The sequence below is a fragment of the Alkalispirochaeta alkalica DSM 8900 genome, assembly GCF_000373545.1.
Classification (GTDB): domain Bacteria; phylum Spirochaetota; class Spirochaetia; order DSM-27196; family Alkalispirochaetaceae; genus Alkalispirochaeta; species Alkalispirochaeta alkalica.
This window is the reverse complement of the sequence record NZ_KB891691.1, coordinates 300,742-314,528: the sequence shown is the minus strand read 5'-3', so window position 1 is coordinate 314,528 and position 13,787 is coordinate 300,742. Positions and strand designations below refer to the sequence as shown.

The following is a 13,787-nucleotide window of genomic DNA, read 5'->3' as shown; positions in this document are numbered from 1 at the left end:
CACCAGACCAGGGCACAGCTTCAGTGGAAGCGCTGGTCGGCTACCCAGACCCTGACGGCCACATCGGATCTGCCTCCCCGGGACCGGACCTATCTGGGGGAACTCAGGTTGGAGCGGGCCTTTCTTGCGGCCCGTTTCTCCGGGGGATACCGGGAGCGGGATGATCGCTGGAGGGCCGATAATTTTGTCCAGACCTACACCGCCAGCTTCCCCGACCAGTCGCTCCGCCTGGAACAGCGTTTCGAGCACGATCCCGAGGGGGTTAATCTTGTGCTCTCGCGCAGCACCTTCCGGCTGGGACCGCTCCAGACGCAGCTCACGGGTCGGCGAACCGTGGGCTACGATTTTGACCCTTCCCAGGGCTGGGTCTCGGACCAGACCGATGATTTTCACTGGACCCGCCTCACCGTGGACCTGCGGGGCGATCATCGCCTTCGCTGGTGGCATCGCCGGATGGATCTGACCCTGAACGGAAGGGTGACCGCCGATATCGATCTGCAACGCTACACGTCGAGCAGCCTCCTGATCGACTACGGAGCCACCTTTTCGATTCACCGCTTTCTTGACTTCCGGATCTCTGCCCGGAGCCGTAACGATCTCCTCTACCAGTACGTTCCCTCCCTGGCCGACGAGGTGGAGCGACCTCGTCGGAATCTCTTCTCCGATCTTGTGGACAGCCTGAGTCTCTTCGATCGGGACGCCCGGGAAGAGACGGCNTTCAAGGTCGACTCGCTGAACATTTCGGCAATCCACGATCTGGAAGACTGGGAGCTGGAGTTCGGCTATTCGGGACGGCCCGAGCTGGAAACGGTGGGCGGCGTCTCCCGTTACGAATGGCGGAGCGTGGTGACCATCTTCTTCCGTTGGCGCCCCGTGCCGGAGATAAAGCGGAATATCCGTATAGACGATGGAACGATCGATTTTATCGACTGATTGCCCGGGTGTGTAGAAACCCGGTGAGGCAGAAACCCGGGCGCACCGGGGGCAACCAGCGCGCAGCCCCGACGACGGGGAAGGCGCGGAAAAAAAGCCGCCGGGAGAACCGAATTGCNAGGGAAGGGGTGCCCGGTTTTGCTTGACCACACCCGAGAGGTGTCCCTATACTAACACAGCAGAAGGAGATGGATTGTCAGATACTACCGCGCTGGTCCTTTCGGACGGTGCCATGTTACAGAAGATATGCGGGGCCAACGACAGAAACATTCGCCACCTGGAACACCTTTTCGCGGCACCGGTGCGCGTTCGCGGGAACGAGATGATTCTTGAGTGTCCCGATGAAAAGGTGCAGAAGCGTTTNGTTTCGCTTCTGAGCGAGCTCCAGGAGCAGAGCCGGTGCGGCCACGAACCCGATGCCGGCCTGATNGATGCGATCCACCGGAACCTGGCAGACGAGGACAGGTCGGCTCTGGAGTCCATGCGCAAGCTCTCGGTGGAGATACCCCTCGCCAGNTCCAGGGTCTTCCCCAGAACAGCCGGCCAGGCCCGTGTCATGAAGAGCCTTCAGGAGAAGACCCTCTCCTTTCTGATCGGTCCGGCCGGTACAGGCAAGACCTACCTGGCCGTGGCGCACGCCCTCAGACAGGTCCTCTCGAAGGAGAAGCGGAAACTCGTCCTCACGCGTCCCGTTGTGGAGGCCGGGGAAAGCCTCGGATTTTTGCCCGGCGACCTGACCCAGAAGATCAGCCCNTATCTGAGGCCACTGTATGACGCGATCGAGACCTTGCTCCCGGCAGAACTCCTGCGGCGTCTTGAAGAGCAGAATATGATCGAGATCGCTCCCCTGGCGTACATGCGGGGTCGGAGCCTCAGAGATTGTTATGTCATTCTGGACGAGGCCCAGAACACAACCCGGGAACAGATGAAGATGTTCCTCACCCGGCTCGGGGAAAATACCTGCGCCGCCATAACAGGTGATGTAACCCAGGTCGACCTGCCGCGNCGGGTCCAGTCAGGGCTCGTTCACGCAGCGGGAATTCTGAAAGATCTGGACGACATCAATGTCATTCACCTTGGNCAGAAGGACGTGGTTCGAAGCGTCCTGGTCCAGAATATTATCAAGGCCTACGATGAAGAAAGATCCTGACCCAGATCAGGCCGGTCCGGAAACCGGCGTCGACATACGGACAGAGAAGGTGGAGCCGCCACCCTGGATTCCCGCTCTGGAGCGGTATGTNCTTCTGGTGCTCGAACGGCTGGAGCTCNCGGGACGGGAGGTTTCGATCCTCCTCACCGATGACTCCTTTATGCGCGATCTCAACCGGCAGTACCGCTCGCTGGACGAACCCACCGATGTTCTTTCCTTTGGCGGGGACGAGTGCGAGGGAGGCTTTCCTGATACCACCCCTCCCGACGATTGTTTTGCCAGCCCCGGTCCCGCCCACGGCCGGTCCGATGGAGAAGAGGANCGCGGTCCCTTGCCCGCCCTGGGGGACGTGGTGATCGATCTTCCCTACGTAGAGCGCCAGGCACGGAGTTTTTCCGTCTCCCTGGAGGAGGAATTGCGTCGTGTGACGGTTCACGCCCTGCTGCACCTGGCGGGTCACACCCACGAGACGAGGGATTTCTCCCGGGAGCCCATGTTGCAGCTCCAGGAACAGCTGGTGCGCGAAATTCCGGAGAAGCTCTTTTGAAACAGCCAGGTCTGCTTGCCAGGGTAATTCGTTCCCTTCTGCCCGAGGAAGACGCGCCGGGAGGGGCTCTTCACCAGGAGACCCGGGAGATGATCAAGGGGGTCCACGGTCTGGCCGACACCACCGTGCGGGAGGTCATGGTCCCCAGAATCGACTCGGTCTTTCTCAGCATCGATCTGCCCACGGAGGAACTGGTCTCCAGAATTGCCGAGACGGGTCACTCCCGTTTCCCCGTGTACAAGGACACCATCGATAACGTGGTGGGGATGCTCTACGCCAAGGATCTGCTCCAGTATCTGACAAACGGCGAGATCATCCGAATGGATACGCTGTTACGGAAGCCCTTCTTTGTNCCCGAGAGCAAACGCCTCGACGGGCTCCTGCGGGAGATGAAGCGNCGGCGTGTTCACATCGCCGTCGCCGTGGACGAGTACGGAGGGGTCTCGGGGCTGGTCTGCATGGAGGATATTATCGAGGAAATTGTGGGTGATATCCAGGACGAGTTCGATAACGAACGGGAAGACCTCCTGGAACTGGGTAACAACACCTACCTCTGCGATGCCCGGATCAATCTGGAGGATATGGAAGAGACCCTGGGAATCACCCTTCCCGACGACGATTATGACACGCTGGGAGGGTTCGTTTTCGATCTCTTCGGGAAGATCCCCGTGAAGTTCGAGAAAGTCTCGCACAACAACATCGATTTTATCGTTCAGGATATGGATGGCCACAAGATCAAGACGATCAAGGTGGTGGTGAAACCCGACGAGGCTCCCGGCGATGACCAGCGTTAGGAAGCGACCAGGGCGTCGCCCCTCCCGGTTCGCTCTCCTTTTCATGGTGCTCCTCTGGTACGGCCTGGGGGGGGAACGTCCCCGGGAGGTTGCCGCCGCCACAACCCCGCCCGAACAGGTTCAGCTGGGTCGCGAGGCCCTGGAACGGGGGGTGGTATACTACGACCGGGGCGAGATNCTGGCTGCGGCGGATCTCTTCAGGAAGGCCCTGGAGGGAAACCCCCGCTTCGGAGCCGCCCGGATGGGGCTGGCCGAGGCGCTCTTCTGGCTCGAGGAGTACCGCCAGGCGGCGGATCATCTCCAGGAGGCGCGGCGGCTGCGGTACCCCGGGGTCGANCTCGATCTTCTGGATGCAAAAATTCTGGTTCTCACGGGCCGTCTCGATCAGGCTCGTGATCGCTACCGGGCCGTTCTGGCCCGTCGCCCCTATGAGGAAGAAGCTCTCGTGGGTATCGCCCTGCTGGACCTCGCCCAGGGAAAGGCCTCCCAGGATCTCTCCGAGTTGAGGGCGCTGGAAGGGCGCTTTCCCCGAAGCAGGCTCCTGCTGACAGCGCTTCTCGAGGCCTCCCTGGCCCGGGGAGAGGTGGCGTCGGTGCGCGGATATCTCTCCCGGGCGTTGCAATACCACGGAGAGGATCCTTCGGTTCAGCTTCTGGCTGCCCGGTTTGCCCTGGATCAGGGCCAGTACGAGGAGGCGCTCTTCCACGGTCGAAGCGCCGTCACCCTGGCCCCCGAACTCGACGAGGGGTGGCTGGTTCTTGCCCGGGCTGCCTTGGGGAAGAACGACCCCGAGAGAGCCCGCGAATACTACGAGGAACTTCTCTCGCTCGATCCGGAGCAGCCGCGCATCTGGTACGCCCGGGGTGTTCTGGCTGCGCGGCAGGGTGATCGTGAGGTGGCCTTCCGGAGCTGGGAGCGGGCACAGCGNCTCCGCCCCGATGACGAGCTGAGCCGGATCGCCCTGGAAAATACACTCCTGGCAGANGAGNCGCTGGAAAGCCCTCGCCGCCGGGCCGCTGCCGGACTCTACCTCGAGTCGGGNAGCGAACTCCAGGANCGNTTTCTCCATCGTCAGGCCGAGCGGCATTTCCGCCGGGGGCTCCAGCTCGANCCCTTCCACCGTGAGCTGCGGCTGAGTCTGGCCGAGTTGTACCGGAAACAGGGATTCCGGAGCCGCTATCTTCAGGAGCTCGAGATAGTCGCCGCCCACGGGGAAGCGGGGNANCAGGAGGAGCAGCAGCTCCTGGAGGACCGGATCGAGATCTTCCAGAGAATTCTCCGCGACTCCGTGTCCCGACGGTGGCAGGTCGATCAGTTCACCCTGTCCCGCCCCCGGGTTCCGCTGGTGATTCACTATGCNCAGACTCCCGGGACCGCTGAGCCCGAGGCGGGGCGACATATCGCAGAGTACGCCGGAGCGTTCCTGGCCATGAACGAGAACATCTCCCTCGGGGGAGTGTTCCCGGCAGAACGCTCTCTGGCAGAGGCTCTGGTGAGCGCCAGAGAGGAGGGGGCCGAGCTGGTGCTGATCCTGACAACGGCCATAACCGGGGAAAGGGTCTCGCTGGAGGCGCTTCTTCTCGAGCAGGCCACAGGGAGAGAGCTTTTTTCAGGTCGCTTCACCCGCGACGGGATTGGCCGGATCGACCGGGCCCTGCGGGATCTTGTGACGGCCCTGGCGGGGAGGATCGCTCCGGCTGGAGGGGTTCTCCAGCGCCGGGGAGAACTGATTCTGGTCTCCCTGGGGGCGGTGGATGGTCTCGAAGTGGACTCNGNCCTTGAGATCTTCAGGGACTCCTCTTCCGACGAGGTATCGGGAACGGCTCGTGTTCTTGCCGTGGACGATCTTCTGGCCGAGGCGAGGTATACCCCCCNGGGTCCGGACAGGCTCGTTNCGGGGGCATCGGTACTGCTGGCCGGGGAANAAGAGCCTCAGGAGCCCGAATCCCGACGCCCTCCCGGGGAAGGGGCCATTATCGGGGAAGGCCCCTCCCGAAGCGAAGGGTTTCTCTCGCCCGATCTTCTGAGACGGCTTTTCCGGTTGCGCTGATCGGCCAGTTCTCTGGAGAGGGTCCTTCCTGCGCTGCTTCGATTGACATTCGATAAATCTTTTTCTATAGTCACCGTGACTGAGAAGCAAACCTGCATCAGGAGGAAAATATGAAAATTGCGATTAATGGATTTGGCCGCATCGGCCGGAACGTCTTCAAGATCGCCCTTGAGCGGGGCGTGGACGTTGTTGCGATCAACGATCTGACCGACACAAAAACCCTGGCCCATCTGCTCAAGTACGATTCCACCCAGGGGAAGTTCAACGGTACCGTTTCCCACGACGACGAGAACCTCATTGTGAACGGCAAGTCCTACAAGGTCTGTGCCGAGCGCAACCCCAAGGAAATCCCCTGGGGAGCAGCTCCCGACGTGGTGATCGAGTCCACCGGTGTATTTGTGAAGCGCGAGAGCGATCGCGGTGGCTACGGTGATCACATCAAGAACGCCAAGTACCCCGCAAAGAAAGTTGTTCTCTGTGTTCCCTCCAAGGACGCCATCGACCGCATGGTTGTTCTCGGTGTGAACGACGACGACCTCAGGCCGGAAGACACCTGCGTATCCAACGCAAGCTGTACTACCAACTGTCTGGCACCGGTTGCCAAGGTTCTGGACGAGGAGTTCGGTATCGAGAGCGGTTTCATGACCACCGTTCACAGCTACACCAACGACCAGGTCATGCTCGACGGTCCCCATAAGGATCTTCGTCGCGCCCGTAGCGGTGCCATGTCCATCATCCCCACCACCACCGGTGCAGCCCGGGCAGTCGGCAAGGTTCTTCCTTCCCTGAACGGCAAGCTCGACGGCGGTGCGATGCGTGTCCCCACTCCCACAGGATCGATCGTGGATCTGGTGGTGAACCTCAAGAAAGAGGCAACGGCGGAGCAGATCAATGCTGCAATGAAGAAGGCTGCCGAGGGTCCCATGAAGGGCATCCTGGAGTACACCGAAGATCCCATCGTCTCGGCGGACATCATCCACAACGAGCACAGCTCGATCTTCGATGCCCAGAGCACCATGGTGAACGGCAAGACAGCCAAGGTCTTCAGCTGGTACGATAACGAGTGGGGTTACTCCTGCCGCGTTGTCGAGCTCGCCCAGAAGCTCGTCTGATTCACGACGAAACCCGGGCCCGGTTCCTGAGAAATCAGCCGGGCCCTTTTCATTTCCAACACAACTGGCAATCCTGAAGGAGNAAACCATGGCATTACGTACCGTGAAAAACGCCGATCTGGCAGGGAAACGGGTTCTGATGCGGGCGGACTTCAACGTTCCCCTGAAAGAGGGAGTCATAACCGACGACACGCGCATCACCGCCGCGCTCCCCACGATCAAGTATATTCTCGACCAGGGAGCCTCCCTGATCCTCATGAGCCACCTGGGCCGTCCCAAGGGTGCCCGGGCACCGGAGTTCAGTCTGGCGCCCGTTGCCAAGCGTCTGGGAGAGCTCCTGGGCACCTCCGTGGTAATGGCCGACGACGTCATCGGCGAGGCTGTAACGAACCAGGCCAGGGCCCTCCAGCCGGGCCAGGTGATGCTCCTGGAGAACGTCCGCTTCTACAAGGAAGAGACGGGGAACGATCCTGGGTTTGCACAAAACCTGGCCGCCCTGGGCGATCTCTTTGTGAATGACGCCTTCGGCACGGCCCATCGTGCCCACGCATCAACCGAGGGTGTTACCCGGTTTCTCCCCTCCTGCGCAGGATTCCTTATCGAGAAGGAGATCTCCTTCTTCCAGCCCGTTCTGGAGAATCCCGAAAAACCCATGGTCGCAGTGATCGGCGGAGCCAAGGTATCTTCCAAGATCGCCGTTCTGGAGAGCCTTGTTCCCAACTGCGCAGCCATGATCATCGGCGGGGGAATGGCCTACACCTTCCTCAAGGCCCAGGGTCACGAGATCGGCAAAAGCCTGGTGGAAGAAGACTTTCTGGAGACCGCCAGGAGCTTTCTCGCAGCCGCCGAGGCCAGGGGAGTTGAGGTCATCCTTCCCCTGGATCACCTCGCCGCTACGGAGTTCGATGCCGGGGCAGCTCCCCAGACAGTCGACGCTGTGGACCTTCCCGCAGACCTGATGGGTCTCGATATCGGTCCCAAGACGATTCAGGCTTGCACCAGGGCGATCGGAACGGCCAGGACGATCGTCTGGAACGGCCCTATGGGGGTCTTCGAGTTTGATGCCTTTGCCACGGGAACCAGGGTGGTAGCCGAAGCGATCGCCTGTTCCGGTGCCATCACCGTTGTGGGGGGCGGAGACAGCGTTGCTGCAGCAAATAAATTCGGGATCTCCGACAAACTGAGCCACGTCTCTACCGGCGGTGGCGCATCACTTGAGTTTCTGGAAGGCAAGGCTCTTCCGGGAATCGTCGCTCTCCAGGACTGACCGGTGTGGCCGCGCTGCTCCGGCGGTGCGGCCCGCACAGCAGACCGATACAGTAAGGATGAAACCAATGCGAACACCTTTTATCGCAGGAAACTGGAAAATGCACATGGACCGGGCCGAGGCGAAGGCGCTGGCCCAGGCCATGAAAACCGAACTCGCCGGGGTTCCTCACAAGCTTATGGTGGCTCCTCCCTTTACCGCTCTCGAGACGGTGGGTGCNGTTCTGCAGGGAAGCAACATTCTGCTGGGCGCCCAGAATATGGCACCTGCCACCTCGGGGGCGCACACGGGAGAGATCTCTCCCCTGATGCTGAAAGATCTGGGCGTGAGCGTGGTCATTCTGGGCCATTCCGAGCGTCGCCACAGCTACGGTGAGACCGATGCCCTGATTAACGAGAAGGTCCGCCTGGCCCTCCAGGAGGGGCTGGAAGTTATTCTCTGCGTGGGCGAAACCCTGGAAGAGCGCGAGGCAAACCGCGTCAACCAGGTGGTGGAGACCCAGATGAAGGAAGGTCTCAAGGGTGTCACGGCTGACCAGCTTGAAAACGTGACCATCGCCTACGAGCCCGTCTGGGCGATCGGCACGGGGAAAACCGCGACTCCCGATGACGCCGATGCCGTGCACACCACGGTCAGAGCGATCGTTGCCGACCTCTACGGCGCCGACGAGGCCGACAAAATGGTCATTCAGTACGGTGGATCGGTAAAACCGGACAACGTTAAGGGCTTAATGGGCCGTGACAATATTGACGGAGCCCTCGTCGGTGGTGCATCCTTGAAGACGGAGACGTTTGTTCCCATAGCACAATTCGACAGGTGAGGTATTGATGGGGTTTCTTGGTATTCTTTTGATGATTATCTTCGTCGTGAGCGCTCTGCTTCTTATTCTGATCATTCTTGTTCAGGAGGAGGGTGGTGACGGCCTCGGCGGGATCTTTGGCGGAGGCGGGAGCTCTCAGGTGGGGAACCGGAGCGGTAATATCCTGACCCGGATCACCAGCGTTCTGGCAACGCTCTTCCTGATAAGTTCCCTGGGGCTTGCCTGGGTGAATCGCACCCCCGACGGGGGCGACGTAGAGGCTGCCGCTCGGCGGCTCGAGGCGCAGCGGGGGGATTCCGTTGAGTGGTGGGTCACTGACGAGGACCCGGCCTCTGCCGGGGGGGAGTAACTCCCCGTGCGGGTAGCGGTAGTTTTCTTCGCCGGCGCAAAGCGGGACAAGGTTCATGACCTCGCCCGGGGCGTGGCCGATTCCCTGGAGCGTCAGGGGCACGCCGTGACCCTGATCGACGGTGATCAGTCGCGGGATGCCAAGTTAACCGTCTACGATTATCTTGTTCTGGGAACATCGGTCACGTCCCTCTTTCGGGGGCGGATCGATTCCCGGATCGGCGAGTTTCTTGCCCAGGCGGGGAATCTTCTGGGCAAGAAAAGTTTTGCCTTTGTCGCCAACGCGCCCTTTGGAGCCCAGCGGGGGCTCTCCCGGTTGATGGATCTCATGGAGCGGGAAGGGATCTTTTTGCGTTTTTCCGAGATTCTGCGTTCCCGGGAGGAGGCAGATCAGGTGGTGCGCCGCCTGAAAATTGAGCGGTGAAGGACCACTATTCTGTTCTGGGCGTCGCACCCGACGCATCACCGGGGGAGGTTCGCCGAGCCTACCGCCAGGGGGTAAAGGCAGCTCATCCCGATCTCCACAACGGCGCTGCCCGGAGCGTGGAGCGGATCAAGGAGCTGGTCGCTGCCTGGGAGACCCTGGGAGACCCGCAGCGCCGGGCCGACTACGATCGCCTTCGGGGCTATCGTCACCGGGAGAAGCGGGAGGAGTTTAATTACCCCGATTTTCTGCGACAGCGGCGTGATGATCCCCGATCCCAGGCCCGGCTCATTTTTTACGATCTGCTCAACGACAACCCCGAAGAAGCGTTGCATATTTANGGAGCCTTTCTCGCCACGGGAGATTTCGACCTGGCCCGCTATCTGGATCGGGAAGATTTCATGGACTGCGCCTTCCTTCTGGCCGAAGAGTACGAAAGCCGGGAAGAATACCTCCGGGCCTTTGAGCTCTTTGCAGCGATCGTTCGCTTCGAGCGCCACAAGCCCTACTTCCGCCATTTCATGGCCGACGTTTTTGATCATCTTCGGCAGCTCCTGTGCTTTCGCCTGCCCCTCGCAGAAGATCCCGATACAGTTCTCTCCTGTCTTTACCAGGCCGTGGACTGGGATTTTTCCCGAAAGGATCGCGCCTTTATATATCGTATTGCCGCCGAGATGTGCCTCAAGAAGGGCGACCGCCGGGGGGGGCTCCGCAACGTACAGCGAGGTCTGGCCCTGGATCCCCGTCTGGCGGGGGTGCGGAAGATTCAGCAGGAACTGGGGCTCTCGCCGGCTCTCTAGGAAAATGTTTTGTCGCGCGTGCAGCCNGTGTGTGCCACAGACCTGCGTAACGTACGCGCGACAGTGTGGAGTTCGTGCTGCATCGTACTGGGGAATACACCGAGGTGTGCATTACACGCCTGTTGCGGGATAGCCCATTATGATATAGTGAGTCCCCCGTGGCCTGGCCCTGGAAGGCTGGTCTGGCCCTGANGGGACAAGACGTGATATTCTGAAAGACAAGGGTTTGTATGATACACAAAACAGAACAGTACAGTACTATCAGGGCAGGACGGAAAGAAAGAGCCCTCTTCCTCTTCCTCCTGGGTTTCATCGGACTGGCAGGCCTCCCCGAAGCGTTCCCGCAGGTTCTGGACCGGCCCGTGGCGATTGTGCGACTCACCAGCACGGTCAATATCGGCCAGCGGGAAATCCGGCAGCAGACGGAACTCCTCGAGCGACAACTGGGGCGAACCCTCACCAGNGAGAACCGCGAGGAGGTTCTGGAGGCGCAGATCGGTGACGTCCTGATTCGCCAGGCGGCGGAGCGCGCCCAGATCCGTGTCACCGACGATGAGGTGCAGCAGGCGGTGCAGCTTCAGCGGCAGCAACTGGAGCGGCCCGTGAGCGACGCAGATTTTCGCCGTCTCGTGAGGGAGCAAATGGGGCTGACCTGGGAGGCCTATCTGGAGGAGCTTCGGACCCGCCTGATTCAGGAGCGTTTCGTTATGGAACGGGCCCGGGAATCCTTCGGGACGATCCCCGAGCCCACACCCCGGGAGATTCGCCAGGTCTACGAGGAAAACGCCCAGCAGTTCACCAATCCCGCCATGGCCCGGTTCGAGCATCTCTTTTTTGACCTGCGGAACCGCGACACNGCCCAGCAGGAGGCCGCCCGACGAAAGGCTGCGGAGGTCGCCCGGAACATCGAGCGGGGAAGGACCACCTTTCAGGCCCAGATGAGGGCCTCCCTGGACGACACNTCCTTCTCGGGAGGGGATTTTGGCTACCTNGTTCGTGGCGACGACGAGGCGCGGCGNCGCCTGGGGCGATCCTTTGTGGAAACCGTNCTCGACCTGGAAGAGGGGGATGTCTCGGGCGTGCTGGAGAGCAATGTGGGGCTTCACATCGTGCGCATCACCGACCGGCGGAGCCCCCGGCTCCTGCAGCTGGACGATCCNCTCCTGCCGGGGGAATCCATGACCGTCCGCGATCAGATCAGGGGATACATCCTCTCCCAGCGCCAGCAGCAGCTCTTTCAGGATTCGATCCAGGCTACCCTGGATGAACTCATGGAGGAAGCTGAAATCCAGCGCTTCCCCCAGCATCTGGACTGGTAGCCATGGCATCGAGACGAAAATCCCGACGCCTGGTAGTTCAGGCGCTCTACAGCTGGGGTACGGGGACCAGCGATCTCCCGGTTTTGCTCCAGTTTTCCTGGGCAGATCCCTCNGGAGAGGAAGATCTGGCTTTTCCCCGGATGATTCTCCAGGGAACGCTGGAACATCTCACCCCGGTGGACCAGAAAATAACCGACCATCTCACNAACTGGGATATCGACCGGCTCGCCAGGGTTGACCTGGCGATTCTCAGAATGAGTACCTATTGTCTTATGTACCAGCCCGATATTCCCGCCCAGATCACCATAGACGAGGCTGTGGAACTGGCCAAGGAGCTCTCCACGGACGAGGCCTACCGCTTTATCAACGGTGTTCTCGACGGTATCCGCCGGGACGTGCAGAGCCAGGGGTAGGGGTACGGCGGTGCGCGGGTTTCCGGGAGGCCCCTCCCTGCAACGGCTGATCTTCCTGGCCCTCGCCATCCTGCTGGCCCTGGGGACAACGCTCCTGATTTCCCGCTCCCTGACCCACCTCCGCCGGGAGCGGGCCTTCGACAGGGCCCTGACACGGGCGGAGCGTCTGGACCGGGAGGGATACCTCGACGAGTCCTACGGGGATGTTCTCCGCGAAGCCGCCCGATTTGCCCGTTCATCGAGGGACTGGCACAGGCTCTTCCGCCTCGCCTGGAGGCAATCCGGAGCAGAACGGTGGCGCACCCTGGATGATCTGGCCGGAGCGGCCGTTTCCGCCTTCCCCCGGGATCTGACCTGGCGGAAAATNGGGAGCTACGCAGCGGTACGCCGGGGTGATCATCGGGCCGCGCAGGAATATCTGCGCAACCAGGGGCTGGCCGGTGAGGAGTTCCAGATGCTCCAGGTCCTGGCTGTGCTGGATCCCGACAGACCCGACCAGTCCCGGGCAGAAGTCCTGGAACTCGCCACGGACCATCCCGAGGCCCGGCTGATCGGGGCTGTGGCAGGAGCGCTGGATGACCCCCGGGCTCCGCAGCTCTGGCAGGCCTGGGAGGTCACGGGCGTGGCTGCCTTCGCCCGGAACAGCGCCCTGGCCGCTGCCGCCGAGGGTGATCTGCCCCGGGCCCGCCACGCAGCCCGGGCGTTCCGGGAGTTCTCCCGGGACCCTCCCGGAAGCGAACCTCTGGATCATCGGGCGGCGATCTTCCTCTCAGCCTGGCTCGGCGAAGATACCTGGCTCTTCCGGGAGCTTCGGGCCCTTCCTCCCCGGGAAGCGGTTCTCCCCCCGATCCTGCTGATCCAGGCCGATGCCCACGCCCGGCAGGGCCAATTCGAGAAAGCCCGTTCTCTCTACAGGGAACTTCAGGATCTTGCTCCGGCCTTTTCGGCCGTGCCCTTTATGAACGAAGCTGTTCTTCTGGCGCGCCAGGGACGCCCCCAGCTCCCGGATGTGATCGAACGGGGAGACGCCCATCACGGCCACGACCCGGAATACCGCCTGCTGCGGGCCTCGCTTCTGGCGGCTCAGGGCGAATGGTCCCGGGCCAGGGAGATCCTGGCCGGACTGGAGGGGGCTGTCCTTGAGGATGACCCCCGGGCCTGGCTGTTGGCTCACCTGGCAGGGCTTCCCCGCCCAGGGGATCCCCGGAAGGGCCAGGACGATGCAGCACCCGTGTCCTCTCTGCTCGTTCCGCCCGAACGTCGGGAGCAGGAGCTCTGGGGCTACCTGGGTCGCCATCCCGAGGCGCTTCAGGTAGCGGGCGTTCTGGCGCGCCACCTGACCCTTCGCCGGGATGCTGCGGGGCTGGCCGAGNTGCGCCGGCGCTATGATCCCGCCAGGGCTCCCTGGGCGGCAGCGCTCCATCTCATCGAGTTTGACCGTCAGAGCGATCCGGCCCGGGCCCGGGAGGTCCTGCCCGGACTCTTCCCCCCCGCAGAGGGAGGGGTGCGGAGCAGCGGTGTTTCGCTCTGGGCAGCACACTGGAACGAGTCGATCTTCGCCCTCCGGCACGCCCCCCTGGGGGAATCCCGTCAAGCGATTCAACGCTTTCGTGACTGGTTCGACGCCGCCAACCTCCCCCCCGGGGTGCGGGAAGAGATCGAGACCCGCATTCTCCTCCTCCAGGCCGAGCAGGCCCGCCTGGAAGATCGTCCCGCCGATGCGAGGCGCCTTGCGGACCGGGCAATCGGTCTAACTCCCGACGATGAGTCCCTTTACAGTTACCGCGCACTTCTTGCGCCCCGGGATTGA

At 61.9% G+C, this 13,787-nt stretch carries 12 protein-coding genes; all 12 read left to right on the top strand.

Annotation, left to right across the window (positions count from 1 at the left end; translation table 11 throughout):
- Positions 1–1,165 precede the first annotated feature (1,165 nt).
- The 12 genes from B071_RS0101340 (at position 1,166) to nusB (ending at position 11,977) form a co-directional block, all read left to right on the top strand.
- Entirely contained in the window at positions 1,166–2,083 is a 918-nt protein-coding gene (locus tag B071_RS0101340; protein WP_051075242.1) for a PhoH family protein, read from the top strand.
- Complete coding sequence (gene ybeY / locus B071_RS0101335) at positions 1,998–2,630, top strand: rRNA maturation RNase YbeY (protein ID WP_083914298.1); 633 nt, start codon at positions 1,998–2,000, stop codon at positions 2,628–2,630. The genes B071_RS0101340 and ybeY overlap by 86 nt, the downstream gene beginning before the upstream one ends.
- 89 nt (positions 2,631–2,719) lie before the next feature.
- Positions 2,720–3,424, top strand: coding sequence for a hemolysin family protein (locus tag B071_RS0101330; protein ID WP_157702970.1), 705 nt, complete (start codon positions 2,720–2,722; stop codon positions 3,422–3,424).
- Entirely contained in the window at positions 3,411–5,474 is a 2,064-nt protein-coding gene (locus B071_RS0101325) for a tetratricopeptide repeat protein (RefSeq protein WP_157702962.1), read from the top strand. The genes B071_RS0101330 and B071_RS0101325 overlap by 14 nt, the downstream gene beginning before the upstream one ends.
- A 110-nt stretch (positions 5,475–5,584) precedes the next feature.
- Positions 5,585–6,586 carry a type I glyceraldehyde-3-phosphate dehydrogenase gene (gene gap / locus B071_RS0101320; protein ID WP_018525301.1) on the top strand — a complete coding sequence of 334 codons (1,002 nt, stop codon included), beginning with the start codon at positions 5,585–5,587 and terminating at the stop codon, positions 6,584–6,586.
- An 88-nt stretch (positions 6,587–6,674) separates the two neighbouring features.
- Entirely contained in the window at positions 6,675–7,853 is a 1,179-nt protein-coding gene (locus tag B071_RS0101315) for a phosphoglycerate kinase (protein WP_026244887.1), read from the top strand.
- A gap of 67 nt (positions 7,854–7,920) precedes the next feature.
- Positions 7,921–8,673 (top strand): triose-phosphate isomerase, encoded by a 753-nt coding sequence (gene tpiA, locus B071_RS0101310; RefSeq protein ID WP_026244886.1) that lies wholly within the window; start codon positions 7,921–7,923, stop codon positions 8,671–8,673.
- A 7-nt stretch (positions 8,674–8,680) separates the two neighbouring features.
- Complete coding sequence (gene secG / locus B071_RS0101305; protein ID WP_018525298.1) at positions 8,681–9,022, top strand: preprotein translocase subunit SecG; 342 nt, start codon at positions 8,681–8,683, stop codon at positions 9,020–9,022.
- 6 nt (positions 9,023–9,028) lie between these two features.
- Positions 9,029–9,445, top strand: a complete 417-nt coding sequence (locus B071_RS0101300) for a flavodoxin family protein (protein ID WP_018525297.1) — start codon at positions 9,029–9,031, stop codon at positions 9,443–9,445.
- Complete coding sequence (locus B071_RS0101295; RefSeq protein ID WP_018525296.1) at positions 9,442–10,245, top strand: J domain-containing protein; 804 nt, start codon at positions 9,442–9,444, stop codon at positions 10,243–10,245. Before B071_RS0101300 ends, B071_RS0101295 begins: the two co-directional genes overlap by 4 nt.
- A gap of 230 nt (positions 10,246–10,475) precedes the next feature.
- The gene (locus tag B071_RS0101290) at positions 10,476–11,564 is read left to right on the top strand and encodes a peptidylprolyl isomerase (protein WP_018525295.1); all 1,089 of its coding nucleotides are present in this window, start codon (positions 10,476–10,478) and stop codon (positions 11,562–11,564) included.
- 2 nt (positions 11,565–11,566) lie between these two features.
- Positions 11,567–11,977, top strand: a complete 411-nt coding sequence (nusB, locus tag B071_RS0101285; RefSeq protein WP_018525294.1) for a transcription antitermination factor NusB — start codon at positions 11,567–11,569, stop codon at positions 11,975–11,977.
- Positions 11,978–13,787 lie beyond the last annotated feature (1,810 nt).

What these genes read in the sequence shown, in the direction of transcription:
- secG (WP_018525298.1), top strand. Translation starts at nt 8,681, where the DNA reads ATGGGGTTTCTTGGTATTCTTTTGATGATTATCTTCGTCGTGAGCGCT.
- gap (WP_018525301.1), top strand. Translation starts at nt 5,585, where the DNA reads ATGAAAATTGCGATTAATGGATTTGGCCGCATCGGCCGGAACGTCTTC.
- B071_RS0101315 (WP_026244887.1), top strand. Translation starts at nt 6,675, where the DNA reads ATGGCATTACGTACCGTGAAAAACGCCGATCTGGCAGGGAAACGGGTT.